The sequence below is a fragment of the Rhodococcus sp. NPDC058521 genome (assembly GCF_042719695.1).
Lineage (GTDB): Bacteria > Actinomycetota > Actinomycetes > Mycobacteriales > Mycobacteriaceae > Rhodococcus_F.
Genome location: NZ_JBHXNL010000002.1, coordinates 108,107 through 132,222, shown reverse-complemented (window position 1 = coordinate 132,222; position 24,116 = coordinate 108,107). Strand labels below are relative to the sequence as shown.

The window sequence follows — 24,116 nt, the reverse complement described above, 5'->3', positions numbered from 1 at the left end:
AGAGCGCCTATCCTGGTGCGCATGGAGGACCGGGACCTACGCGTATCCGATGCCGAACGCGAACATGTCGGGGAACTGCTGCAGAAAGCGGTAGGGCAGGGGATGCTCTCGCTCGGTGAGTTCACCGAGCGGATGGATACGGTGCTGGCGTCGAAGACGCGCGGCGATCTCAATTCCGTGATCGTGGACCTGCCCGGCATCACTCTCGACGGGAACCTGGTGGCGCAGGCCAACGTGATGCAACAACCCGCTGTGGCCCAGGCTGCCCACCAGATGCACCAGGTGCACTCCTACGGCGGCACGGACAACGTGGTTCGGGGCCGTATGTCGGGCATCACGAGGTCCGGTGCCTGGCATGTTCCCCCGGTCGTCGCCGTCGACACCCGCATGTGTTCGGTGACGCTCGATTTCACCAAGGCGATCATGTCCACGCAGGTCGTGCGTATCGACATCGACGACTACGCAAGTTCGATCTCCCTGGTGGTTCCGGCGGAGGCGACGGTCGATCTCAACGGCGTCGAGACGATCGACTCGAATGCGACCACCCGAGTGAAATCCGGTCCGCCGTACGGCCCGTTGCATCTGGTGGTGCGGGGCAAGGTGCGATTCGGCAACGTCACCGCCAAGTACCCTTTCGGTTCGTCGATCCGGAAGATGTTCGGGCAGTAGTCCCCATGCCCCTCGAGTAGCACTACTCATGTTCGCGCGCCGTTTTCGCACGAACATCGAGGCATGACCGTTCCCCATACCTTTCCGGTGGATCCACGCCTGGTCGCGCACCTGGCGGGACAACTCGATTCGCTCGGTCGCCAGATGAGCGACGTCACCCGCAACTTCGCGCTTCTGCAGGCGCAACTGACCGCGACCCAGCGTCCGGCGCCGGTTCCCGTACTGCCCGCATATACCCAGCCACGTCCCGCCTATGCCCAGCCCACACCTCCCCAGCCTCCGCGCGCACCCTGGTGGCAACGGGACGGTGTGGTCAGCCGCGTTCTCGCTGTCGCCGGAGTGGGTGTCACCCTCGTCGGAGTGGTGATGCTGCTGGTTCTGGCGGCGCAGGCCGGTTTCTTCGGTCCGGTTCCACGGGTCGTCGCGGGAGCGGCCTTCTCGGCATGTCTCGTCTTCGTGGGTCTGCGGGTCCACGCCCGGCCCGGAGGTCGAATCGGTGGAATAGCCTTGGCAGCAACGGGTATCGCAGGCGCTTACCTGGACACCGTGGCGGTGACGGCAGTGTACGGATGGCTGCACCCGATTCTGGGTATGGCTGTTGCGCTCGGAATCGCCGCCGCCGGCGTCGGTCTCGCTGTCACGTGGAACTCACAGCCGTTCGCAGTCATGGTGGTTCTCGGGGGTGCGCTTCTCGCACCCTTCGCCACCGACGGGTTGACCGTGACGTTGATCGGATTCCTCTTCGTCGTCCAGGTGGCAACGTTTGCCGCCCAGCTCCGCCGTGACTGGCCGTATCTGTCGCTCGCCAGGACCGTTCCGGTCGTGATCGTGGTGCTGGCAGCCATTGTCACCACACGCGCTTCCGATGTGGAGACTGCGATCTGGGTTGCAGTTGCCGCGGTCTCGGTGTGTGCATTCGGACTCGGCTCCTCGATCGTGATGCTGTACAAGAACTCTCGCGACATCACCGCCACGGTCGTCGTGGTGGTGACGGCCCTGCCTGCAATGTTCGCGGGCGAGTTGTTCGCCCGCCCCACATCCATCGTGTTCGCCGGCGCCATCGCCGCCGTAATGCTCGGAACCAGCGTTGCAACACGACGGTTGCCAGCACATGCCCGGTACACGATCGCCGGGATCGGCGCACTCGAGCTCTTGGTGTTCTGCATGCTGTGGTCCACGACCGTCGTGACGCCGGTCGTCGTTGCCGGCCTCGGAGTTCTGTTCCTCGTCGCGGCGGGGAAGGCCGAGTCCCGAGTGTGCTACGGAATCGGCGTGGCCTACACGATTGTCGCGGGGCTGGTCCACATGGATCAGGCACCGCTGCCCGCGCTCGCCGACGGTGGAATCGCGGTCGCCGAACTCGGTGTGTCCGTCGTGTTCTCGGGAATCATGCTTGCTGCAGGGTTCGCGTTGACGGTCAAGCAGGCCCACAGACTCGAACTCGTAGGCTTTGCCAACGCTCGGCTTCTGTGGCTGGCCTCGGGTGCGGGCATTCTCTATGTGATCACCAGTGCCGTCGTCGCGGCAGGAACAACGATCACGCATACCGACGCCGGATTCGTTGCCGGTCATTGCACTGCCACCATCGTGTGGATGCTGGCAGCCACTGCGGCTCTACTGTTCGGGTTGGCACACCGCGACCACGCCCGGCCGGCACTGGGCTTCGGCCTCGCCCTCACAGCGGCCGCGGTCGCGAAGCTCTTCCTGTTCGATCTCGCGACTCTGAACGGAATTGCCCGCGTGTTCGCCTTCATCGCGGTCGGCCTGCTCCTCCTCGGGGCAGGAACTCGCTACGCCCGTGAGTTCGCGGAGCGGGGACCGGTCACTGACGTTTCTGACGAGCAATGAGCTCGCTGACGCTCACCGCGTTGCCCTCGTCGCCTCGGTGCCGACCGCTGTTGTCGACGGCCTCGTCATGAGCGGTCGAACCATTGGTGTCGGAGCTGCCGACACCGGATCCGTTCGAGTAGCTGCCGTTCGTGTAATCGGAGTCCGAGGTCTCGATGAGTCGGCGCCGACGGGTAGGCAGTACCGGTGTGGGCCGCATCCGCGGGGCGGAGGGCGTCTCCTGCGTGTACGGCGCCGGGACGGGCTGACGGGAGCGCGTCGGGAGCGACGGTGCGCCTGCCGTGGGCCCCGAACGGCGCGGTTCGGACGCGGATGTCGATCTCAGGTCGGCCAGCCAGCTCTCGATCGGGCGAGATTCGACGGCAGGTCCGCGCGAGGGCTGCTGCAACGGGTTGGCAGGCGAAGACCCGCCAAGATCGGTGGCACCCTGATTGCTCGGGGAATCCTGCTGCGGTGGGGTGGTCCGCTGACGGGTCGGCAGTGGTGGTGCGGCGCTCGGGGCCTGCTGCTGGGGCGCCTGCTGCTCCAGATCGTCGGCGTCGTGCGGTGCGCGCGCCGGGCGACCCGTAGCCGAACGCCGAGCCTCCTGCTCGGCGCGTCGAGCCTTGCGCTGAGCCGAGTTCAGCTTCTTGGTCGCGGCCGACACGATGGGGATCGGTTCGGTGAGCGGTTCGTTCAGGAGCGGAACGTAGTCGCCGCGCGCAGGCCGCCGCGAAGGTGCAGGCGCCGAGGCGACACCGACCGGCGTGAGCTCCGGGACGTCCTGCGGCATCAGTTCGTTGTCGAGGATCGGTTCGCCGAGCCCGACCTTTTCCTGGATTCGCTTCATCCAGGCGGGAGCCCACCAGCAGTCGTCGCCCAGCAGCTTCATCGTTGCCGGAACGAGGAACATTCGGATGAGCGTGGCATCGATGATCAATGCGGCGATCATGCCGTACGAGATGTACTTCATCATCACGAGTTCGGAGAAGCCGAAGGCCCCGGTGACGACGATGAGGATCAGTGCCGCTGCGGTGATGATGCGGCCGGTATGGGCGGTGCCGACTCGAATCGACTCCGTGGTGCTCGCGCCCTGCGCTCTGGCTTCCACCATGCGTGAAAGCAGGAACACCTCGTAGTCGGTGGACAGGCCGTAGACGATCGCGATGATCAACACCAGCACCGGCGACATGATCGGCCCGGGTGTGAAGTTGAGTAGCCCGGCACCGTTGCCGTCGATGAAGATCCAGGTCAGGATGCCGAGCGTCGAGCCGAGACCCAACGCGCTCATCAATGCCGCCTTGATCGGAAGCACGAGTGATCCGAATGTCAGGAACATGAGCAGAGTGGTGGCCACGAGAACGAGGAGCACCATCAGCGGCAGGTTGTCGAGCAGAGCATTGATGCTGTCGTACTCGAGTGCTGGTGTCCCGCCGATCAGGACGTCCACACCGTCCGGGGTCTCCATGGACCGCAGATAGTCCATGGTGGCCGTCGATTCGTTGCGGTTCTCCAGACCGGCCTGGAGAACGACCACGCCGTCCTTGGTCGCCGTCGACGGTGCAAAATTGCTGACCAGGCCCGGAGCGTCGCTGGCCTCCTTGATGAGGGGGCTCACCGCCTTGTTGACCGCCGCGGCGTCGTCGCCCCTGATGACCAGTTTGACCGGCTCGGTGCGCCGATCCGGGAACAGTTCGTCGAACTGTTCCTGGGCTGCGCGGGTATCGCTGCCGGGTGGCAGGTAGGTCTCGTTGATGCCACCGAACTTGATGCCGGTGAGAGGAACGATGAGGAGGAGCAGTCCGATCACGATCGGGATGGTCACCTTGAGCGGGTTCTGCATCACCCAACGGGTGAGCCGGCCCCAGATGCTGCCTTCGATCTCCTCGGCGTTCTTGGTCTGTCGGAAGCGCTTCCAGCTCAGCATGTCGATGCGCTTGCCGAGGATGCCGAGGATGCCGGGCAGGATCGTGATGGAGGTGAGGGCCGCGAGCATGACCGTCGCGATGGCGCCGTAAGCCACCGATTTGAGGAAGCCCTGGGGGAACAGCAACAGACCGCCGAGGCTGGCCACGATCATGGTTGCCGAGAACACGACGGTGCGGCCTGCGGTCATCACGGTTCTGCGGACGGCGGCACCGGTCTCGTAGCCCTCGGCCATCTCCTCACGGAATCTACTGACGATGAACAACCCGTAGTCGATGGCGAGTCCGAGGCCCACGAGCGACACCACGGGTACGACGAAGGCGTTGACCTCCGTGAAATTGGTGATGAGACGGACGATGCCGTTGGCGCTGATGACGGTGAGACCACCGATGATCAGCGGTAGGGCAGCCGCGACCACGCCACCGAACACGAAGAACAGCAGCACACCGACAGCCGGTATGGCCAGGATCTCCATGCGATGGATGTCCTGCGCCATCGTGTCGTTCAGGGCACCGGCGACGGGTTGTAGGCCCGCCAACTGGACGTCGACCCCGTCGATGTAGAAGGCGTCCTTCACATCGCGGAAGTTGTTGGTGATCTCGGTGTCGTTGGCGCCCACGATGCCGATACTGGCGATCGCGTGCTTTTTGTCCGCGTCCGCGAGAATGGGCTGGCCTGCACCGATGACGCCGTCGGCCTCGAAGTAGCTGGCGTTGATCTTGAGGATTTGATCTTTGTGTTCGGTCTGCAGTGCGTTCAAATTCGCGCTGATCTTCGACTGGAACTCGGGGTCGTCGACAGTCTTGCCCTCGGGCGCCGTGTACAGCGCCACGACGTCCGCCATCGTGTCGCGTCCGAACGTCTGGTCAGCGAGCTTGGAAGCCTCGACCGATTCGGACCCAGGATCGTCCCAGCCGCTCTGACTCAGATGGTCTTGAAGGCTGAGGCCGTAGCCGGCAAGACCCAACAGTCCGGCCACCATGACGGCGATGACGGTGAAGCGGGCTCGGTAGACAATGCTTCCCCAGCTGGCGAACACTGATCAACTCCTACTCGGCAGCACTTTTTCGCCCGACGAGCAGGGCGGAAAGCGGTCGGAACGGCTGCAACCAGGCACCTTCGTCGGGCAAGGTCTCCAGGCTCACCCGCGGCAACGGCTCCCGGAACACGCCCGCAATGTCTTCGAGGTCGACGAAGTCGAGGACTTCGGACGACACCGCCCAACTGGCGTGCTCGCGGAATCCGAGTACCTGGACCGGGATACCGGTTGCAGCGATGTCCTCCAACGGTTCACGAAACGCTTGACCGTCGGCGGAGGCGACCATGACGCCGGCCAACCCCTCGCCGCGCCGAAGAGCGATGTGTTCGAGCATGTCGGAATCGACATCGCTGTCCTCATCGACCTTCGGCTTGGCGAACACCGCGAAACCCACGTTACGCAACGCTTCGACCCAGGGACGGACCACATCGGCGCTACCTGCGGCGATGTTGGTGAAGACCGTCGCCTCGGGCTCGAGAGTGCCTTTCGTGGTGGACGAAAGGGTGGCGGTGCGGGCCAGCAGCCAGCGACCCAGAGCATCGAATCGAGGACGGTAGGCAGCGGTCGGGCGGCCACCGAGAATGGCGCCGAGCCCCATGTCGAGATTGGGGGCGTCCCAGACGAGAAGGACCCTCTTGGGTCCGTGCGCGTCGCGGCCGGAGCCGACGGCATTCGCGGAATCCGAGTAAGCGCTGTCCACGTCGGGGAGCTGTTCGCTGAGACTCATGACCTGATCTTCCCCCAAATCAGCTCGGTGACAGGTCTTCCGACCTGATGGGCTTTGTCTTCGAACTTGGTGACGGGGCGTTCGTGTGTCATCGGTGATTCCCAGTCGAGGGCGGTCAGCAAGGGTTCCGCGTTACCGACCTCGGCGATGAACTCGGCGTACTCGGCGTGATCGGTTGCCACGTGCAGCACTCCGCCCGGCTTCAGTCTGTTCGCGATGAGCGCGAACGTCGGCGCCTGCAGGAGCCTGCGTTTGTGGTGGCGGGCTTTCGGCCACGGGTCCGGAAAGAACACCCGCACACCGGTGAGGGACTGTGGGGCGATCATGTTCTCGAGGACGTCCATCGCGTCTCCGCGCAGTACGCGGATGTTGGGGATCGATTCTCGTTCCACCTGCTGCAACAACTGCGCCAGACCGGGGCGGTACACCTCGACGGCGAGCAAATTGTTCTCCGGCTCCGCCTTCGCCATGGTCGACGTCGCGGTCCCGGTCCCGGAGCCGATTTCGAGGATGAGCGGCGCGGTGCGCCCGAACCAGGCCTCGTCGTCGAGCGGATCGTCGGACACGTCCGCGCCGATCAGCGGCCACTGACGGTCCCAGGCTGCCTGTTGAGCCTCGGTCAGGGACCCTCTACGTGAGCGGAAGCTGGTGACTCGCGGATACAGACGGGACCCCCTGGGAGCGTTCGTCTGCCCGTCGTTAGGTGTCACGGGTGCTTCCTGATCGGCGTCGTTCACCGGACCATTGTCACGCATGATCGGCGTTTCCGGCACACGGGTCTGAAGTTTTGGTTGAGACTTGGGCGGAAAACTGCAGTATGACAAGCACGGCTGGGCGCGCTGTCAGTGCTCGTATCTGACAGAATCGGCGCAGAAACAGGGGTGGGACGGCACCATCGATTGCACAGGGGGACGACACGTGGAGATTACGAGAGATACGAGTGGCTACGCCCCGTCGTCAGGATCGCACGTCGGCTTGACCATGACCTCGAGTGTTTCTCCGGCAGCAGCTCTCGGCGATGTCGTGCCTCGGGTGGCACAACTCGATCGGGTTGCGGCCGACGCACTCGCCGCCGCATTCGAAGCCCATTCGGCGCCCGTTCGGGTGCAGATAGCGGGACGCGCGGGTGTTGGCCGGACCACTGTGACCACGATGCTGAGAAATGCCACACCGGAACCATCGCGAATCGATTTCGTCGAGACCTCCGCCTTCGACTCGCCGGCGACGGCCGACCCCGTGCTCGACGCGGACGTCCTGGTCTACCTACTGGTGGACGCATTGCGGTCGGCAGACCGGCGAGCATTGGAGACCACCACCGCCGCGTCGGTGGTCCTCGTGCTGAACAAGGCGGACACCCTTGGTTCGGACACTTCCGAGATCGGCGCGCGGATCGACGAGTGCACGCGGGAGTGCGGAACGAAGGTGTACCCGCTGGTCGCCACCACCGCAGAGGGTGCCGAAGCCGTCGTGGACGCGGTGACCGCCGGGGTCCGATCGGCCGAGATCGCACGAGGCGGCGTTTTGATATGTGAACTGCGCAGGCAGGCTGCCCGAAGCTTCGCTGCACGCGACGTCATCGAGCAGTGCGTCACCAGCGATGCGGCCGTCGCTCTCGAAGCCGGCGCTGCCAGGGCTGAACTGTCCGAACTTTCCGGTCGTGCCCCCGGGGCTCCCCGCACCGCCGAGGAGGCCCTGCGGAATGCGCAGTGGTGGAAGGGGCAGGCAACTGCGGGACTCCCCGCTCGCCAGCGGCGCCAGATCCTCACGGTGCATCGCGACTACGTCCGTCAGTGGGCCCGCCTGTCCGGCCGGGCCAGAGCGCGTGGGGCGTGATGGCCGTTTCAGACCTGACAGAAGAGGCAACGTCGGTGGTAGCTCGCTGGAACCCGGTGGGGGCCCGGCACCTGCACCGAACGGCCGACGAAGTAGTGCCCGACCCCGTGCAGGTACTCGGACCACCCCGCTCCGGCAAGACGACCCTGATCTCGGCGTTGCAGCACCGGGCGCCCGCCGAGGCGGTCGAGTTCTCCGAGGGCATTTCCGGGGCACCACGGGAGATCGGTGTAGCGCTCGTCGTCTTCGATGCGGCCGCGGCGATAGGTCGCGAGGAACTTTCCATCCTCGAGCGGGCGGACGCGAGCGCCGACCGGGTGGTCCTCGCACTGACCAAGATCGATCTGCATCGGGACTGGTCTTCGGTGCTCGACCGCGACCGCCGATTGCTTGCCGAGCACGCCCCCGGTTTCGCTGCTTCGCCGATCCACCCGGTGTCGGCGTCCGTGGAAACCTCAGGCGTGGAGGAGCTGCTGCGCGCGATTCTGTCCGAGGCGAAATCGGTGCCGCGACGCTCGTACGCCGCCGTCGACATCATCGAGCAGACCCGGCAGATGATCGTGACCACCGCCGAATCGGTGCGTGAGAACGACCCCGCCACCGTGCTGCGTGCCGAACGCACCGAATTGCTGGCCCACCGCGACGGACGCCGCGCCGAACGCGTAGCTCGAATGCGCAGTGAATCGCAGTTGGCGAAGGTCGAGCTGCTGCACGAGGTCGCTTCATGGAGTCGAGCAGTGGGTGCGACGACTCGCACGGAGATCGCCCGCGCCGACGCCAAGGAGCTCGTGGCCTACCCACGACGACTGGCCGACATCGTCGCGGACGCAGGCCGGGGTATCGGTGGCATCACCGACGCCAGGCTCGACGTCATGCAGTCGCGGTTGGGTGTCGAACCAGGCGATGCGGGCTCGAAGGCGGGCCCGCTCGTGGAGATGCCGGACGATCCGGAGCCCAGACACCGCGGGCTGGAAGACAGAATGACGATTCTCATCGGTGCGTCCGCAGGCCTTGGTCTCGGACGACTGGTGGTGTCGCCTCTCGCGATGGTTCCGGCGCTCGACATCGCGACCATCCCGATCACCCTGCTTCTGGGTGCCCTTGCCGCGTGGTGGTTGACGCGTGCCCGCGGACACGTCGCCGAACGTGCGCACACCCGGCAGTGGGTCGCCGATGCGTTGGTTCACGTCCGGGCGCAACTGGATCAATTCGTGCTGGCCAGGCTGGTCGACGCGGAAGCGAGGGCCGGCGAGGCGATCATGGCCCAGAGTCGGACTCACGCACTCGACGTGGACGAGAAAGTGGCGGCACTGGACGCCGAGATCCGCCGCACGAGCCGTCGGCGGTCGGGTCAACTCTCCGCATGCGACCGGGATCTCGCTGCCCTCACCGCGGGTCTCGTCCATACTGATCCTGCAAATGCGGAACCGAACGGCGGTCCGGCGCGTCTGATCACGTGAGTGCACTGAACGAGCGGCGACGGAGGCAGGCGTAATGTCCGTATCTTCTTGTGTTTGTCACGAACTGCATGCGGCATCCAGCACGGGTGACGCCATGCACGACTCCGAAGGCGAGGGAATGTCGATGGCGACGGCCGACAGCTTCATGATGAACGACCTCCCCGATATCGACCCTGAGCATTTCGGGCACGATTCCGACGCCGTCGCGCTCACCGATCCGACCCTCGACATCGACGGCGACGGAATCCTGGACTCCGTCAGCTTCCAGTCCGGGGACGCAATGATCGTCGCCACCGACATGGACGGCGACGGAACGGCCGACAACGTGACGATGGTGCACGAGGACGGCGAGTACGAGGCGTGGGAATTTCACCGCGGCGAGGACGGTCAGCCGCACTGGGAGCAGACCGATCAGGGTGCACTCGGTCAGGACTGAGGCACGCGGGCGGTGTACTGAATCGTTCCTGTGACAGATCCGACCGCACCCGATTGCCAATGTGAGGACTCCCGGCGTTAACCTCTAGGTATAGGACACCCGGCGCCCGTGTCTTCCATTTGCGTGGGAGGCGCGGCTGGTCCCCGGCCGAGAGGGGGAAAATCGGGTTCGGCGCTCGACTGCTGCACGGCTCTTGCAACGGCGATTACCCGAACCTGGTTCCGGCTCACCCCAGGAGAGTTTGATGACCTCAGCGACCATTCCCGGTCTGAACGGAACTGACGGCACGCCCCCCACCGAGCACAGCGAGCTGCTGGCTTGGGTGAAGGAAGTTGCCGAACTCACTCAGCCCGACCGTGTCGTATTCGCGGACGGTTCGGACGCAGAATGGGATCGACTGACCTCTCAACTCGTCGATGCGGGCACCTTCACGAAGCTCAACGAAGAGAAGAAGCCCAACTCGTTCCTCGGCAACTCCGATCCGTCGGACGTCGCACGTGTCGAATCGCGCACCTACATCTGCTCGCGTGAAGAGATCGACGCCGGTCCGACCAATAACTGGATGGACCCGACCGAGATGCGGTCCATCATGACGGAGCTGTACCGCGGCAGCATGCGCGGTCGCACCATGTACGTGGTGCCGTTCTGCATGGGTCCGCTCGGCGCCGACGACCCGAAGCTCGGTGTCGAGATCACCGACTCCGAGTACGTCGTCGTGTCGATGCGCATCATGACCCGTATGGGTTCGGCCGCTCTCGAGAAGATGGGCACGGACAAGCCGTTCGTGAAGGCGCTGCACTCGGTGGGCGCGCCTCTCGAAGAGGATCAGGCCGACGTGCCGTGGCCGTGCAACGACACCAAGTACATCACCCACTTCCCGGAAGACCGTGAGATCTGGAGCTACGGCTCGGGTTACGGCGGAAACGCACTGCTCGGCAAGAAGTGCTACTCGCTGCGTATCGCTTCGGCGATGGCCCACGACGAGGGCTGGCTCGCCGAGCACATGCTCATCCTCAAGCTGATCTCGCCCGAGGACAAGGCGTACTACGTCGCCGCCGCGTTCCCGAGTGCCTGTGGCAAGACCAACCTCGCGATGATTCAGCCGACCATCCCCGGATGGCGTGCCGAGACCCTCGGTGACGACATCGCCTGGATGCGTTTCGGTGAGGACGGCCGCCTGTACGCCGTCAACCCGGAGTACGGCTTCTTCGGCGTCGCACCGGGCACCAACTGGTCCTCGAACCCGAACGCGATGAAGACCATCGAGGCCGGCAACACCCTGTTCACCAACGTCGCCAAGACCGACGATGGCGACGTGTGGTGGGAGGGCCTCGAAGGCGAGCCCGATCACCTCACGGACTGGAAGGGGCGCGACTGGGTTCTGCGCGAGTCCGAGGAGAAGGCCGCGCACCCGAACTCGCGATACTGCACCCCGATGTCGCAGTGCCCGATCCTCGCTCCCGAGTGGGACGACCCGCAGGGTGTGCCGATTTCGGCGATCCTGTTCGGTGGCCGCCGCAAGTCGACCATCCCGCTGGTCACCGAGTCGCTCAGCTGGCAGCACGGCGTGTTCATGGGTGCAACCATGAGCTCCGAGCAGACCGCCGCCGCAGAGGGCAAGGTCGGCTCCGTGCGCCGCGACCCGATGGCCATGCTCCCGTTCATCGGCTACAACGTGGGCGACTACATCGCGCACTGGGGAAACATCGGCAAGAACGCCGACGCGGACAAGCTCCCCAAGATCTTCTACGTCAACTGGTTCCGTCGCGGTGAAGACGGCCGCTTCCTGTGGCCAGGCTTCGGCGAGAACTCGCGCGTGCTCGAGTGGATCGTCAATCGGATCGACGGCAACGCCGCTGCGGAATCGACACCGGTCGGAAACGTCCCGACTGCTGCGCAGATCAACCTCGAAGGCCTCGACGTCGCACCCGCAGACGTCGACGAGTCGCTGAGGGTCGACGTCGAGGAGTGGAAGCAGGAGATCCCGCTCATCGAGGAGTGGTTCGAGTTCCTCGGCGAGAAGGTGCCGTCCAGCGTGCGTGACGAGTTCGAGGCTCTCAAGCAGCGCCTCGGCTAGTCCTCCCTTCTCCACCCTTTTCTTCTCCACCCCTTTTTTCGACGAATGTCACACCGGTTCAGCTCACGCGAACCTGTGTGACATTCGTCGTTTCGGGGTCAGGCGACGGCGAAGGTGCCGAGCGCTGGTTCGAGTAGGTCGAACGCCTGGGTGGCTTCCGCTCCGACGAGGTCGGCAATCTCGTTGTCGGGCCTTCCCGCGATGGTGAGTTCTTGGATCCGTTGAAACAACACCCGATGGACCGTGCCCAGTACGCCGGCGGATGCGCGGACGACGATGTCGTCCGGTGCTGCGTCGGTGGCGTCGGCGAGCGCGCGCGCAAGCTGGATCTCGCGGGTGTCGTGGAGCTCGCGTAAACAGGCGGTCAAGGTCGGGCTGTCGGCGACCATGCGGGCGAAGTCGGCGCCGGAGAAGCCGGATACCGGGTCGTGGGTAGTGACCGCATCCTGAAATGCACGCCGCAAGGCATGTAGCGCCGATTCGCCCGTTTGTCGCGCGTCGACAGTTGCGGCGAGTGCGCCGGTGAACTCGTCTTGGTGGTCGAGGGCCAGGTCTTCCTTGTGCGCGAAGTAGTTGGTGACGGTCTTCTTCGCGATGCGCGCGGCAGCGGCGATCTCCGCGATGGTGGTCTGTTCGAAACCCTTCGCGATGAACAGGCGCGTTGCGTGGTCCGAGATCGATTGCCGAGTTTCACGCTTCTTGGATTTACGCAGGCCGGCGGGTGCGGTGTCTGTCGTCATAGGGAAATCTTACATTGATACGAAGTTTATGTTGACAGCATTAGAGTGCATCAGGCTATAATTACCATCGTCGTAAAGTTACGACGACAAACCAGCGAGGAGGGCTTCATGTTCGAACTCGGTACCACCCGCTCGGGAAGTAAGCGCAGTCGATCGAACAATCGGTACCTGCATCGCAGTCAGGTCGTTGCAGTGGGGCATGGCGGTCAGCGCAATCCCACTCCGCGAAACCTGCCGCGTCGCCGCGGCTACTGACATCGCTCGCCCAGCTCGTAAGGAGTCTCCCGTGAAATTTGTTGCATCCACTGTTTCGCTCACCGTCGACGACGTTGCTGCCTCGCGGTCGTTCCTGGTCGACCATCTCGGCTTTTCCGTTCAAATGGCAGCGGACGGGTTTGCCTCACTGACCAGGGAGGATGCGGCGGACATCGTACTGCTGACGCGGGGCACCGACGTTCTCCCGCCGGAGTTTCGGGACCGCCACGCAGACGGCCTGATTCTGGCCTTCACGGTGGCGGAAGGCATCGCGGAGCATGAGAAGCGGTTGCGCGACGCAGGCGTCGAGATCACGATGCCGTTGCGTGAAGAACCTTGGGGGGAGCGCCTGTTTCAGGTCACCGATCCCAACGGCGTGGTCATTCAGATCGTTGAATGGGCAACACCGCCCGAGTCCTGACCCCCGCCCACCGACGAATGTCACACCGGTTCATCTCGCGCGAACCGGTGTGACATTCGTCGTTTCGGGGTCAGGTAAAGGAAAGGTATGGCACACCTAAGTAGTCGGTCTATGATGTTCGAATGCCGAGGTCCAGAAACCCCATCCGTGCGCTGTTCGCGGTTGCAGCAGTAGTTGCCCTGTCGGCCGGCTGCGGTTCGTCCGCTGTCGAAGATGACAACACCGCGTCGAGCGAATCCTCCTACACCGTCGAGCACGCAATGGGTTCGACCGTGCTCGACGCCGTGCCCGAGCGGATCGTCGTCATCGACTCTCCCCACCTCGATGCGCTCGTCGCCCTCGGTATCACCCCGGTCGGGGCCACGGAATCGGGTGCAGGTGCGGGCTTCCCCGGCTATCTGGCCGGTGATCTCGAAGACACCGAGAGTGTGGGCCTCACGCAGGAGCCCGACATCGAAGCGATCGCCGCGCTCGCGCCCGACCTGATCATCGGCTCGAAGGTTCGGCACGAGCCGATCTACGACCGACTCTCCGCTGTTGCTCCCACTGTCCTTTCGGTCAATTCCGGTACCGACTGGCAGGAGCAGGCGCTCATCACCGCCGCCGCGGTCGGCCAGAGCGACGAGATGGAATCGCTGCTCACCACACTCGACGAGCGAGCGGTTCAGGTTGGCGAGCAGGTTGGCGCGGAAGGCCGGACCCTGTCGATGGTGCGCTTTCGGCCGGAGAACTTCCGTCTGTACGGACCGAATACGTTCTCGGGATCGATTCTGACCGAGGTGGGCTTCGACCTGGGCGAACGTGACTGGAACGAGTACTCGATGATGGAGCTGAGCCCCGAGTTCTACACGCAGATTGACGGTGACATCGTGTTCTACACGAACCCCGGCGGCGACCCGCAGGCCACGACGATGGGCGCAGTCACCGGCTTGTGGGGTGCGTTGCCGGCCGTCGAGAGCGGCCAAACCTACGAGGTCGAGGACGAGACATGGATGGTCGGAATCGGTGTCGTCGGTGCGAATCTCATCCTGGACGACTTGGAATCAGCGCTGTCCTGACTTCACCTCCTCAGTCGAGCGCAACTTTCACGTGAACGTTGCTCCCGTCGCGATGTGCCACTGCGGTGCCGGTCCGTTCGACCCCGTCGAGATGCACGACGATCGGCCCGCCGGTGGGATGGAAGTTTCTCCACCAGCCCTTCTTCTCGGGCATCGCGACGCCGATGGTGAGTTCGTCTCCGCGCCGTTTGTAGGCCACGACCAGTGTGAATCGTCGTCCGGATTTGCGTCCGACGTAGGAGACCTCGGCCATGGAGCGGGACAGGAACTTGCCGACGACGGGCGCGTCGATGAGGCGGCGCATCACCACGTTGAATGCGGCGGCGCCTTGCTGAAATCTGTTCACGTGGGACACCTTCCGAGCTGGTGGAGGTTTGTCGACGCCCACTGTATCCGCGCGGGGGCCTTCCCACCCCTGACCAATGTCACACCGGTTCGTGTGAGCTGAACGTGTGTGACATTCGCCGAAGAACGCGGGGGAGGTAACTGTTCGGTGACCATTTTGCCCGGGCAGTCCCACCAGCCACATGCGTCACTTACTATTTTCTCAGTAACTTGCATCACTCGTCGTCGGGGATCCTCGAAAGGCACAAAGTATGCGGACATTGACACGCGGCATGGCAGGCGCGGCGGTTGCTGCGCTCGCGACGGCAGGTATTGCGATGGCCGCTCCGGCCACGGCGTCGGCTGCAGAAGCAACGCAGGCCCCGGGCGTGGTCGTCAAGGCTGACGGCAACGTTCTGAACCTGACCGTGACGAACCCGAACTCCGGGATACTGAACCCGTCGTGTGGCGCATACGTATTCGATGCGCTCGAGATTCCGGCTGTTCTTCAGAATCCGACGGCGATTCTGGAGCCGGGCTTCGCGGCTTGGGGCACCATCAATCCGCTCGACCGCGTCCCGGCGAACCCCGAGGGCACCTCCAGCAGGGAGTACACGACACCTGAACTGGCCGACGGCGTCTACGCCGTGGTCGGCGAATGCACCAGCGTGCTTGCGCCCCTCGATCCTGCAACCACCTTCCCCCCGCAGATCATCTTCGTGGGCGGACCGCTGGGCGGCATCGGCACCGGCAGCGCCGGCTGACCGACCCCACCTGTACGAATGTCACACACGTTCGCGTGAGCTGAACGTGTGTGACATTCGTCGTTCAAGGGGGTTATCCGGTGTATCCGGGCGGCATGAGGACCGACTTGGTCTCGCAGAATGCCTCGAGCCCCTCGGGACCGTTCTCGCGGCCGATGCCGGAGTTCTTGTAACCGCCGAACGGTGACCCCGGGTCGAAGGCATACCAGTTGATCGCATAGGTGCCGGTACGGATCTTCTTGGCAACCCCGAGACCTCGCTCGGCGTCGGTGGTGTAGACGGAGCCGGCGAGCCCGTAGTCGGAATCGTTGGCGATCTTGATCGCCTCGTCCTCGGAGTCGTACGGGATGACCGACAGGACGGGGCCGAAGATCTCTTCACGGGCGATCGTCATGGAATTGTCGACGTCCGCGAAGATCGTCGGCTCGACGTACCAGCCCTTGTCGAACCCGTCAGGACGTCCGCCGCCCAGGACGACGCGCGCACCCTCCGCCTTGCCCTTGGCGATGTATCCCTCGACGCGTTCACGCTGACGCTCCGAGATCAGCGGACCGAGCTGGGCCGCGGGATCGTCGGGGGCGCCGACCGCCATCATGCCCGCACCGGACACCATCGCCTCGATCACTTCGTCGTAACGTGCACGCGGAGCCAGGATTCGAGTCTGCGCGACGCAGGCCTGCCCGGTGTTCATCAGCCCGGACATGACGAGCATCGGCATCGTCGAAGCAAGGTCGGCATCGTCGAGAATGATCGCCGCGGATTTGCCGCCGAGCTCGAGTGAGCATCGCTTGAGGTTCTGGGCGGCGATTGCGCCGATCTTCCGACCGACTGGACTCGATCCGGTGAAGGTGATCTTGTCGATGTCACTGTGCGACACGAGGTATTCGCCGGTCTCCGCGCCGCCGGGAAGGACGGAGATGACACCCTCGGGGACGCCTGCCTCGGTGAAGATTTCGGCGATCATGTTGGTGGCCAGTGGCGATTCGGGTGCAGGCTTCAGCAAAACCGTACAGCCCGCCAGAAGGGCGGGGGCCAACTTGTTGACGGCAAGGAAGAGCGGAACATTCCAGGCAAGTACAGCGGCGACAACGCCGACCGGTTCGCGAAGAACACGGGTCTGCCCGAAAACGCCGGTGCGTACCTGCTCCCACTCGAACTCGTCCGCAAGACCTGAATAGAAGTTGAGGGTGGCGAGCGCGGGTGTCTGCTGCATCATCCCGACTGTGGCGGGGGGTTGCCCCATTTCGGCCGAGAGCAGCGAGGTGAGTTCTGTGCTGCGTTCCTCGATCAGCTTGGCCGCCTTGGCGAGAATCTCACCGCGCTCCGCGGGAGTGGTTCGAGGCCAGACTCCTTCGTCGAAGGCTTTGCGTGCCACCGCGACGGCCCCGTCGATGTCGGCAGGTGTGGCGACGGGGACGACCCCAACTCGTTCCTCCGTGGCGGGGGAGAACACCTCGAGCACCTGGTCGGTTTTCGGCGCGACCCATTGCCCGCCGATGTAGATCTTGTCGTAGTCGGTCATTGCGGTGTCATTCCTCCCGGTTGTCCTCCCTGTTCAGGAGGCGGTGTCCGTGAACTCGGTGAATCCGTACTTCTCGTGTGGTCGGTACTCACGGCAAGTCCTCCAACAGGAGCCTTCGAGCATGGCTTCGAGGGAGGTGCGGTGCATGATCAGGCCGTCGGGGTCTTCCGGCATCGATGTCTGACCGAAATGGATTGCACGCGTTTGTATGCGAAGAATGATGGTCGCCTGGCGGAGGGCGGCATAGGTGAAGTGGTACTTCAGGTCGTGTGGGGTGTGCCCGGTTGCGGCCTCGTACTCTTCGGCAACGTCATCGAGGCGGAACACGATGCAGCCGAGATCGAGCTCGCGTGGGCCGAGTGTCGCCATTTCCCAATCCAGCACGGCTGCCGGCCGGAAGTTCTGGTACATCACGTTTCCGATGCGTGATTCACCCCAGTAGAAGACAGCGGGAGTGTCGTCTTCGGGCAGGTGCCGTCCAGCCGGTCGAAGGCACGCTCGATGAGCGGTGAACACGGGCCTGGTCGGGTCGTCCACTCCTAGTAGTCCCGCTCGTGCCGGAGATGGGCAGTCAGGGATCGTGTGACCGTCTCGCGGAGCATGTCGATCGTGCTGCGCTGAAGTTCTCGTCGCTCGGTCTCGGTGTCCCGGGTGATCCACGAATCGACGTTGTCTGGCAAGACGGCCGGGGGGACGAGGCCGTCGGCTCGTTCCATGACGAAGAACGGCGCGCCCAGTGGAGTCGGGTCCGGCTCGAACCAGTGGACGGCGGGAACGGGCACCGACGTGTGCTCCCGAACGAGTTGCACGACCCGGAACTGGGAGTCGAAGTCGTAGGTCGGAAGTACGGGTACAGCCGCATCCGAGGGCGCAACCCTTGCCACGAGTCGGCCTCGCTACCTGGGAGAGGTGTTCGGAATCGTCGGCGGCTGGGATGGTGCTCACGGCCGCCTCCTCTCCTGAACGTCGCGAACATGGTGTGACCCTGAACACTAGAACACGTTACAGAAGATTGGAACAGTCGGCAGACGACCAGTGCGGTCCGTCCGTGAGGAGGGCGGCGCCGGCGAGAGTGCCGGACGGGCCGAGTTCCGCGGGCACCACCCGCAGTCCGGAGAGAAACGACAACCGGCCGCGCCGTGCCACTTCGCTGTGGATGGCGTCCCACAGTGGCGGCCCGGCTCGAGCGAAGCCTCCGCCGACCACGACCGTTTCCAGGTCAAGCAGTGCGGCGACGGATGCGAACGCCTCTCCCAGCGCAGTTCCGGCCCGGTGCAGTGCTGCAACGGCGGTCGGGTCGCCCGCCTGCGCCGCGCGGGCGAGGGTGCGCCCATCGGTACCCGTCCACCCCTGTGCGCGGGCCCACCGAACGGACGACGGGCCGCTCGCGACGGTCTCGAGGCATCCCACGCCGCCGCAGGAACACGGTTCGGATCCGGCGGACACGGCGATGTGTCCGACGTGGCCGGCGTTGCCGGTCCTACCGGCGACGAGGCGTCCGCCCACCACCAGACCGCCACCGATGCCCGTGGACACGACGAGGCTCAGGAGATTCTCGGTCCCGCGTCCGGCTCCGAGACGATGCTCGCCGAGGGCCGCCGCAGCACCGTCCATCGCAAGTTCGATGCGTGCGCGCGGCCAGATGTCGCGGACATTCGCGGCAAGCGGGAAGCCCGCGGCCCACTCCGGGATGTTGATGGGGGAGACGGCACCCCCGACCAGGTCGACCGGCCCCGCGCAGGCGATGCCCACGTCGGTGACGTCTTCGCCGTCCGCAACGGCGCGCAAGAGTTGGTCGCATGCACCCCACACATCGGAGGTGGGGGTCGGAACCGTCATCGGGTGCGGCACCGAAAGCTGCGCGTCGACACGGCCGGCGACCAGTTTGGTTCCGCCGATGTCCAACGCAAGCCGCATGAGAGCTTCCTAGGCCTTTCGCATCACGAGCACGAGGTTGCTGACCAGGAACTCACGAAGACCTGGCACGTGGACCATCCACCACGCCCACCTCGGGTGATAGCGGGGGAAGGCGGCCAGCAACTCTGCGCCCTCCACGCTGCGGCCCCAACGTAGTCCTTCCGTGGCACCGACCTTGAACAACGAGATGCCGTAGCGGTTCTTCGGCTCGTGGCCGTTCTTGCGTGCGTACCTCCGCGCGGCGTACTCCCCGCCCAGCGCGTGCCAGGGCCCGGTTTCGTGGCCTCCGAACGGACCCCACCACAGGGTGTAGGAAAGCACCATCAGCCCGCCGGGTTTCACAACCCGCAACATCTCGTCCGCCATCGACCACGGCTCGGCCACGTGTTCGGCGACGTTGGAGGAGAAGCAGATGTCGACGGACGAGTCGAGGAACGGCAGCGCCAGCCCGGAGCCGCGCACCGCACCTCCCACTGTCAGACCGGCGGCATGCATCTCCGAGGGGTCGGGCTCGACCGGCACGTATCGCGCACCGGCGTTCGTGAACACCTCGGCGAAGTAGCCGGGACCGCCGCCGACGTCCAGGACGGTGGTGCCGCGCAGGTCGGACTCGGTGAGTCCGTAGTACAGGTCGGAGATCAGTTCGAGAGAATCTCGGGCCAGGGCGCCGTAGAACAATTCCGGCGCACTCTGCTCGTGCCGAAAGTCGCTGAGCAGGCCGAACGAGCGTTTCAAGGTTGCTCGTCGGCCGAATCGACGTGTCACGGAGCCGGATCTCACGGGAGTGAACCTTACTGAGTCTCTTCATGGGGCCGACGAGCCGTTAGGGTGTTCGGGAGGATTACCGCCTGGTACGGGGAGTGATCCCGGCCGAATTCGGTCCAGGCAGGTTCGACGTCGACTACAGGAGTTCACGACAGTGCGAGAGGTATTGCTGCTCTGCTGGCGCGACACGGGTCACCCACAGGGTGGCGGCAGCGAGCGGTACCTGGAGCAGGTCGGTGCACAGCTCGCGGCCCGCGGAATCAAGGTGACGCTGCGGACCGCCAAGTACTCGGGTGCTTCCCGTAGTGAGACCGTCGATGGAATCGAGATCAGTCGCGCAGGCGGTCGGTACAGCGTCTATCCGCGCGCATTGGCCGCCATCGCCGCAGGCCGGATGGGGTTCGGTCCGCTCAAGGGCATCCGTCCGGACGCCGTGATCGACACTCAGAACGGCATCCCCTTCTTCTCGCGCGCCGTCTCGGGTGCCCCGGTGACGCTGCTGGTGCATCACTGCCACCGCGAGCAGTGGCCGGTCGCAGGCAAGCTCGTCGGCAAGATCGGGTGGTGGGTCGAATCCTGGCTGTCCCCTCGCGCGCACCGTGCCAACCAGTATCTGACGGTGTCGCTGCCGTCCGCCGACGAACTCGTCGACCTCGGTGTCGATCGTGAGCGGATCGCCGTCGTCCGCAACGGCGCCGACGACCTCCCCGTCGGCATCGATGCCGGTGGAGCGCACAGTCGCACCGAGTACCCGAGCGTGTGCGTCCTGTCCCGTCTGGTTCCGCACAAGCAGATCGAGGACGCCTTGGAATCCGTCGCGGCTCTGCGGGCGACCGTCCCGAAGCTGCACCTGGATGTGGTCGGCGGCGGATGGTGGGAACAGAATCTCCGTGAGCGCGCCCACGAACTCGGCATCGGCGACGCCGTGACCTTCCACGGGCACGTCGACGAGCAGCGCAAGCACGAACTCCTCGGCCGGGCCTGGGTGCACGTGATGCCGTCGCGGAAGGAAGGGTGGGGTCTCGCCGTCATCGAGGCCGCGCAGCATGCCGTGCCCACGGTCGGTTACCGAAGCTCGAAAGGCCTCACCGATTCCATCGTCGACGGGGTGACCGGCATTCTCGTCGGTGGTTCCGAAGCGGGACCGGGTGATGTCGCCGAACTCACCGCGGCGATCAGTGGGCTGCTCCTCGACGCGGACGCTCGCACGCTTCTCGGTGAGAAGGCGCGTGTGCGTGCCGGCGAGTTCTCGTGGAAGCACACGGGCAAGGGGGTCCACGACGTACTCGTCGAGACCGCAGCCGGTCGGCACACCTCAGGTCTGGTTGCGCCGATCTTTCCCAAGCGAGATCTTTTCGTTCACGCGGACGGCTAGACCCGCGCCACCGATACCGCCGACCAGAAGCACAACCCACAGGCCGTGCGCGATCAGCACGGTAACTCTCGCCGAGGCGGAAGTGGAGTCGGCGGGCACGTCGCCTTCCACTCGGTAGAGCGCGAGATCACCGTCGTCGTAAGTCTTTTCGAGTTGTGCGAGGGTTTGCTCGGAATTGCCCATCTCGCCGGGGGTGCGCTGCTCCACCAGCACCCAGCGAACGCCGAGCGCCGCCAGGTCCTCCGTCGATCCCCCGGACAGCAGGTGAGTTTCCACAGCCTCCGCGCGTGTTCCCTCGCCCGCGACCTTGCCCCCTGCAACTGGTAGTTCGCCGGTCTGGAGGACGTCTTCGGGAAGCATGCGGGGTGCCGGATCCAATACGGGGGCGCTCCCGCTGTAGTCGAACTTCCGGAACATTCCGGCAGGCAGTACGGCAACGTCACCAGTGTCGGCGTCCGCCGACAACTCGGCCGCGACCTGATTCCAGGAGTCCGGATACCGGACGGGCTTCAGGGCGCCGCCCACTCCCCATGCGAGATCGGGGAGGGCGAGCAGAATCGCAAGGGCTGCTGCGGCGGACCAGGCGGGAGTGAATTGCTTTCGCATCACCGCTGCTGCGCCGGCGAGTGCGTACAGGGGGAACGCAAGCGCCACCCACTTCTGTGCATCGCGAAGCAGTCCCGACCCGGGTATCGCCTGTACCGCCCACTCTCCGAGGCTCAGCCCCCACGCGGTCGCGCCGAGGGCAGGACCGACCGCCGCGACCACGGCGAGGACTGCGAGACCACCGATCACCGGATTCCGGCGACGACGCCACAGTGCAGGCAAGCCCATCACCACCACGGCGATCAACAGCACCGTCCCGGCCACGGCGAACAGACTCGTCCGAGTGTTCGGTACGGCAGTCGAGTTCCAGATACCACCCAGACCGAGCAGGCTCCCGATCGTCGCGAGGCCGGGCTCGGCGCGGGCCGCGAATGCGGCGACACCGGCCGGGTCGGACCCCTCGCCCGCCGCACCACTCGACACCGCCGTGGCCACCAGCCACGGCGCGCTCGCAGCCAGCGACAACGCCAGGGCACCTGCCAGCCGCGTCGCGGTTCGGGTGACGCCACCCGGGGCCGCGAGGACGACCAAAGCGGTCACTGTCGCCAGCATCGCACCCGTCGGGGTGAGGCCCGCAGCGGCAGCAGATGCGGCCAGAGCGAACCAGCCCCACCTTCGGCCCCGCCGAATCGCCACGGCGGCGCTCACGGTCCAGGGGAGGGCCGCGTAACCGGCCAGGAGGCTCCAGTGCCCCTGCAGCAGCCGCTCGGCCACGTAGGGGTTCCACAGGGCGACGGTTACCGCGACCAACTGCGGACCGAGCGTTGCGGTCGGCAACAGTGTGCGCACCATGCGGGCGGTACCCGTCCCGGTGAGCCACAGGCAGGCGAGAAGGATGGCCTTCACCAGTAGGCCGCCGTCGACGACGGTGCTCAGAACTGCCAGAACCGCATCCTGTGGCACCGCGCGCGCTGCCGCGTCGGACAGGCCGAGAGCCGCATCGGTGAGATACGACCGAGGCGTGCTCACGGCGTCACGCAGAAGCAGGTATCCGGGCCCCAGAAGTGGGCCGAGAATCAACGCACTCAGTGCGAGGCTGTAGCCGCAGACCACGAGTGTCGTCCGGCGCGCCGCCGATCCGTTTCGAGACGCGGTGCCGGGGAGTACTGGGGGCCGCGACTTCATGTGCGGCACGATACGTGGTGCATCATTGGGCTCATGCCTCAGCGACCGTCGACCACCTCCGCCGTCGCCGGCGTGACCATGGTGACGGCGGGCTCGATGATCGCGAACGTAGCGTCCTACCTGCTTCACCTCCCGGCCAGCCGCTGGCTCGGACCCGCCGGCTACGGCGAGTTCGCCAGCCTGTTGGCCGCGCAATTGGTGCTGGCGGTACCTGCGCTCGCGCTACAGACCGTTGCCGCGCGCGAGGTCGTCCACGGACGCAGTATCCGAGCCGTACGGGTACTCGGAAACCGATGCACCGCGATCGTCGCCGCATTGGCGCTCACGCTCGCGCCGGCCGTGTCCTGGGGACTCGACACCGGAATGTGGTCGACCTTCGCAGCCCTGGTCACCGCCCCGATGCTGGTCCTCCTCGCCACCGAGCAAGGTCTTCTGCAGGGCGCCGGACGGTTCGGGGAACTCAGCGTGGTTCTGGCAGGCGCCGGAATCGGCAAGGTGCTCCCCGCGGTCGTCGTTCTCTGCCTCGGTGGCGGCCCCGGCTTCGCGTTGGCCGCCAGCGCTGCGGGTACCGCAGTGGTTGCTCTCACCGCACGCATTCTCGCGGGACACAGCAACGGCGAGAGTGCTCCGAGTCGGATCGGTGTGGGCGCGGTCCTGGCCGCTTCACAGGTCCAACTTGCACTCATTGCGTTGTCGTCGATGGATCTGGTGATCGCCAGGATGGTCCTCGCCAACGACGACGCCGGGCTGTATGCGCTCGGCGCCGTTGCGACGAAGGTCGCCTTCTGGCTGCCGCAGGCGGTCGGGGTGGTTCTGTACCCCAAGATGGCGAGTCCCGATCACTCTGCGGGGGCGGTACGGTCCGCACTCGCAGTCCTGGTCGGACTCGGCGCCGTGCTCGTCCTGGGTGTCGCGATCGCGTCCCCGCTCGTCCCGATGCTCGTCGGTTCCGATTACGCCCCCGTGCAGTCGCTGCTGTGGCTTTTCGCGTTGCACGGTGCCTGCCTGGCGGTGCTGCAGGGTGCGTTGCTCTCCGTCATCGCGGGGGACCGGACCCACCTGGCCGGTGTCGCCTGGATCGGGCTGCTCCTGGAAATGGTCCTGGTGGTGACCGTTGCTTCCACGCTGACCCAACTGGTCGGGATCGCCGTGACTGTGGCCTCGGTGACGGCATTGGTGGTCAGCGCGTTGTCTCTGCGCGCCGCATCGAAGCCCCAGCCGGGCGTGCCGGTGCAATGACCGTGCACGTA

The 24,116-nt window shown here is 65.3% G+C and carries 23 protein-coding genes; 12 read left to right on the top strand and 11 right to left on the bottom strand.

The window, feature by feature from the left end:
* Positions 1–21 precede the first annotated feature (21 nt).
* Together ACFWO3_RS04730 and ACFWO3_RS04725 are read left to right on the top strand one after the other, a co-directional pair.
* Positions 22–669, top strand: coding sequence for a DUF1707 domain-containing protein (locus ACFWO3_RS04730; RefSeq protein WP_378574318.1), 648 nt, complete (start codon positions 22–24; stop codon positions 667–669).
* Between the two features lie 63 nt (positions 670–732).
* Complete coding sequence (locus ACFWO3_RS04725; RefSeq protein WP_378574316.1) at positions 733–2,517, top strand: DUF2339 domain-containing protein; 1,785 nt, start codon at positions 733–735, stop codon at positions 2,515–2,517.
* Here the strand turns inward: ACFWO3_RS04725 and ACFWO3_RS04720 are convergent.
* From ACFWO3_RS04720 to trmB, 3 genes are read right to left on the bottom strand one after another with little or no spacing between them, the layout of a single operon-like run.
* Positions 2,492–5,461 carry an MMPL family transporter gene (locus tag ACFWO3_RS04720; RefSeq protein ID WP_378574314.1) on the bottom strand — a complete coding sequence of 990 codons (2,970 nt, stop codon included), beginning with the start codon at positions 5,459–5,461 and terminating at the stop codon, positions 2,492–2,494. The genes ACFWO3_RS04725 and ACFWO3_RS04720 overlap by 26 nt on opposite strands.
* Before the next feature lie 10 nt (positions 5,462–5,471).
* A complete protein-coding gene (locus tag ACFWO3_RS04715) occupies positions 5,472–6,188 on the bottom strand; it encodes an NYN domain-containing protein (RefSeq protein WP_378574312.1) in 717 nt (238 codons plus the stop codon).
* Positions 6,185–6,961: a tRNA (guanosine(46)-N7)-methyltransferase TrmB gene (trmB, locus tag ACFWO3_RS04710; RefSeq protein ID WP_378574310.1), complete on the bottom strand. Its 777-nt coding sequence runs from the start codon at positions 6,959–6,961 to the stop codon at positions 6,185–6,187. Before trmB ends, ACFWO3_RS04715 begins: the two co-directional genes overlap by 4 nt.
* Before the next feature lie 208 nt (positions 6,962–7,169).
* Here trmB and ACFWO3_RS04705 point away from each other — a divergent pair, with 208 nt between their 5' ends.
* The 4 genes from ACFWO3_RS04705 (at position 7,170) to ACFWO3_RS04690 (ending at position 11,994) form a co-directional block, all read left to right on the top strand.
* Complete coding sequence (locus ACFWO3_RS04705; protein WP_378574308.1) at positions 7,170–8,021, top strand: hypothetical protein; 852 nt, start codon at positions 7,170–7,172, stop codon at positions 8,019–8,021.
* Positions 8,021–9,481, top strand: coding sequence for a hypothetical protein (locus tag ACFWO3_RS04700; protein ID WP_378574306.1), 1,461 nt, complete (start codon positions 8,021–8,023; stop codon positions 9,479–9,481). Before ACFWO3_RS04705 ends, ACFWO3_RS04700 begins: the two co-directional genes overlap by 1 nt.
* Positions 9,482–9,575: 94 nt before the next feature.
* Positions 9,576–9,917, top strand: a complete 342-nt coding sequence (locus ACFWO3_RS04695) for a DUF6802 family protein (RefSeq protein WP_378574304.1) — start codon at positions 9,576–9,578, stop codon at positions 9,915–9,917.
* 244 nt (positions 9,918–10,161) lie between these two features.
* Positions 10,162–11,994, top strand: a complete 1,833-nt coding sequence (locus ACFWO3_RS04690; protein WP_378574302.1) for a phosphoenolpyruvate carboxykinase (GTP) — start codon at positions 10,162–10,164, stop codon at positions 11,992–11,994.
* 98 nt (positions 11,995–12,092) lie between these two features.
* Here ACFWO3_RS04690 and ACFWO3_RS04685 read toward each other — a convergent pair whose 3' ends face one another.
* Positions 12,093–12,734 (bottom strand): TetR/AcrR family transcriptional regulator, encoded by a 642-nt coding sequence (locus ACFWO3_RS04685; RefSeq protein ID WP_378574299.1) that lies wholly within the window; start codon positions 12,732–12,734, stop codon positions 12,093–12,095.
* 108 nt (positions 12,735–12,842) lie between these two features.
* Here ACFWO3_RS04685 and ACFWO3_RS04680 point away from each other — a divergent pair, with 108 nt between their 5' ends.
* The 3 genes from ACFWO3_RS04680 to ACFWO3_RS04670 all read left to right on the top strand — a co-directional run bounded on the left by ACFWO3_RS04680 (position 12,843) and on the right by ACFWO3_RS04670 (position 14,468).
* Positions 12,843–12,989 carry a hypothetical protein gene (locus ACFWO3_RS04680; protein ID WP_378574296.1) on the top strand — a complete coding sequence of 49 codons (147 nt, stop codon included), beginning with the start codon at positions 12,843–12,845 and terminating at the stop codon, positions 12,987–12,989.
* 31 nt (positions 12,990–13,020) lie between these two features.
* Positions 13,021–13,410 carry a VOC family protein gene (locus tag ACFWO3_RS04675; RefSeq protein WP_378574294.1) on the top strand — a complete coding sequence of 130 codons (390 nt, stop codon included), beginning with the start codon at positions 13,021–13,023 and terminating at the stop codon, positions 13,408–13,410.
* Between the two features lie 122 nt (positions 13,411–13,532).
* Positions 13,533–14,468, top strand: coding sequence for an ABC transporter substrate-binding protein (locus ACFWO3_RS04670; RefSeq protein ID WP_378574292.1), 936 nt, complete (start codon positions 13,533–13,535; stop codon positions 14,466–14,468).
* A gap of 10 nt (positions 14,469–14,478) precedes the next feature.
* Here ACFWO3_RS04670 and ACFWO3_RS04665 read toward each other — a convergent pair whose 3' ends face one another.
* Positions 14,479–14,814 (bottom strand): hypothetical protein, encoded by a 336-nt coding sequence (locus tag ACFWO3_RS04665; RefSeq protein ID WP_378574290.1) that lies wholly within the window; start codon positions 14,812–14,814, stop codon positions 14,479–14,481.
* A gap of 250 nt (positions 14,815–15,064) precedes the next feature.
* Here ACFWO3_RS04665 and ACFWO3_RS04660 point away from each other — a divergent pair, with 250 nt between their 5' ends.
* Positions 15,065–15,556, top strand: a complete 492-nt coding sequence (locus tag ACFWO3_RS04660; protein ID WP_378574288.1) for a hypothetical protein — start codon at positions 15,065–15,067, stop codon at positions 15,554–15,556.
* A 73-nt stretch (positions 15,557–15,629) separates the two neighbouring features.
* Here the strand turns inward: ACFWO3_RS04660 and ACFWO3_RS04655 are convergent, their stop codons facing one another.
* The 5 genes from ACFWO3_RS04655 to ACFWO3_RS04635 form a co-directional block, all read right to left on the bottom strand.
* A complete protein-coding gene (locus ACFWO3_RS04655) occupies positions 15,630–17,078 on the bottom strand; it encodes an aldehyde dehydrogenase (RefSeq protein WP_378574286.1) in 1,449 nt (482 codons plus the stop codon).
* A 33-nt stretch (positions 17,079–17,111) separates the two neighbouring features.
* Complete coding sequence (locus ACFWO3_RS04650) at positions 17,112–17,615, bottom strand: phosphotransferase (RefSeq protein WP_378574284.1); 504 nt, start codon at positions 17,613–17,615, stop codon at positions 17,112–17,114.
* A gap of 2 nt (positions 17,616–17,617) precedes the next feature.
* The gene (locus ACFWO3_RS04645; protein ID WP_378574282.1) at positions 17,618–17,962 is read right to left on the bottom strand and encodes a hypothetical protein; all 345 of its coding nucleotides are present in this window, start codon (positions 17,960–17,962) and stop codon (positions 17,618–17,620) included.
* 118 nt (positions 17,963–18,080) lie between these two features.
* Positions 18,081–18,995 (bottom strand): ROK family protein, encoded by a 915-nt coding sequence (locus ACFWO3_RS04640; protein ID WP_378574280.1) that lies wholly within the window; start codon positions 18,993–18,995, stop codon positions 18,081–18,083.
* 9 nt (positions 18,996–19,004) lie between these two features.
* Positions 19,005–19,760: a class I SAM-dependent methyltransferase gene (locus ACFWO3_RS04635; RefSeq protein ID WP_378574973.1), complete on the bottom strand. Its 756-nt coding sequence runs from the start codon at positions 19,758–19,760 to the stop codon at positions 19,005–19,007.
* Between the two features lie 154 nt (positions 19,761–19,914).
* Here ACFWO3_RS04635 and ACFWO3_RS04630 point away from each other — a divergent pair, with 154 nt between their 5' ends.
* Positions 19,915–21,135: a glycosyltransferase family 4 protein gene (locus tag ACFWO3_RS04630; protein WP_378574278.1), complete on the top strand. Its 1,221-nt coding sequence runs from the start codon at positions 19,915–19,917 to the stop codon at positions 21,133–21,135.
* On the opposite strand, the gene ACFWO3_RS04625 is transcribed toward ACFWO3_RS04630, so the two are convergent.
* Complete coding sequence (locus tag ACFWO3_RS04625) at positions 21,076–22,866, bottom strand: hypothetical protein (RefSeq protein WP_378574276.1); 1,791 nt, start codon at positions 22,864–22,866, stop codon at positions 21,076–21,078. The genes ACFWO3_RS04630 and ACFWO3_RS04625 overlap by 60 nt on opposite strands.
* A 33-nt stretch (positions 22,867–22,899) precedes the next feature.
* Between ACFWO3_RS04625 and ACFWO3_RS04620 the strand changes: the two genes are divergently transcribed.
* Positions 22,900–24,105: a lipopolysaccharide biosynthesis protein gene (locus tag ACFWO3_RS04620; protein WP_378574274.1), complete on the top strand. Its 1,206-nt coding sequence runs from the start codon at positions 22,900–22,902 to the stop codon at positions 24,103–24,105.
* Positions 24,106–24,116 lie beyond the last annotated feature (11 nt).

Coding starts and splice junctions, on each gene's coding strand:
- ACFWO3_RS04705 (WP_378574308.1), top strand. CDS start 7,170: ATGACCTCGAGTGTTTCTCCGGCAGCAGCTCTCGGCGATGTCGTGCCT.
- ACFWO3_RS04685 (WP_378574299.1), bottom strand. CDS start 12,734: ATGACGACAGACACCGCACCCGCCGGCCTGCGTAAATCCAAGAAGCGT.
- ACFWO3_RS04690 (WP_378574302.1), top strand. CDS start 10,162: ATGACCTCAGCGACCATTCCCGGTCTGAACGGAACTGACGGCACGCCC.
- ACFWO3_RS04730 (WP_378574318.1), top strand. CDS start 22: ATGGAGGACCGGGACCTACGCGTATCCGATGCCGAACGCGAACATGTC.
- ACFWO3_RS04695 (WP_378574304.1), top strand. CDS start 9,576: ATGCACGACTCCGAAGGCGAGGGAATGTCGATGGCGACGGCCGACAGC.
- ACFWO3_RS04700 (WP_378574306.1), top strand. CDS start 8,021: ATGGCCGTTTCAGACCTGACAGAAGAGGCAACGTCGGTGGTAGCTCGC.
- ACFWO3_RS04670 (WP_378574292.1), top strand. CDS start 13,533: ATGCCGAGGTCCAGAAACCCCATCCGTGCGCTGTTCGCGGTTGCAGCA.
- ACFWO3_RS04715 (WP_378574312.1), bottom strand. CDS start 6,188: ATGAGTCTCAGCGAACAGCTCCCCGACGTGGACAGCGCTTACTCGGAT.
- ACFWO3_RS04625 (WP_378574276.1), bottom strand. CDS start 22,866: ATGAAGTCGCGGCCCCCAGTACTCCCCGGCACCGCGTCTCGAAACGGA.
- ACFWO3_RS04620 (WP_378574274.1), top strand. CDS start 22,900: ATGCCTCAGCGACCGTCGACCACCTCCGCCGTCGCCGGCGTGACCATG.
- ACFWO3_RS04640 (WP_378574280.1), bottom strand. CDS start 18,995: ATGCGGCTTGCGTTGGACATCGGCGGAACCAAACTGGTCGCCGGCCGT.
- ACFWO3_RS04680 (WP_378574296.1), top strand. CDS start 12,843: ATGTTCGAACTCGGTACCACCCGCTCGGGAAGTAAGCGCAGTCGATCG.
- ACFWO3_RS04660 (WP_378574288.1), top strand. CDS start 15,065: ATGCGGACATTGACACGCGGCATGGCAGGCGCGGCGGTTGCTGCGCTC.
- ACFWO3_RS04725 (WP_378574316.1), top strand. CDS start 733: ATGACCGTTCCCCATACCTTTCCGGTGGATCCACGCCTGGTCGCGCAC.
- ACFWO3_RS04655 (WP_378574286.1), bottom strand. CDS start 17,078: ATGACCGACTACGACAAGATCTACATCGGCGGGCAATGGGTCGCGCCG.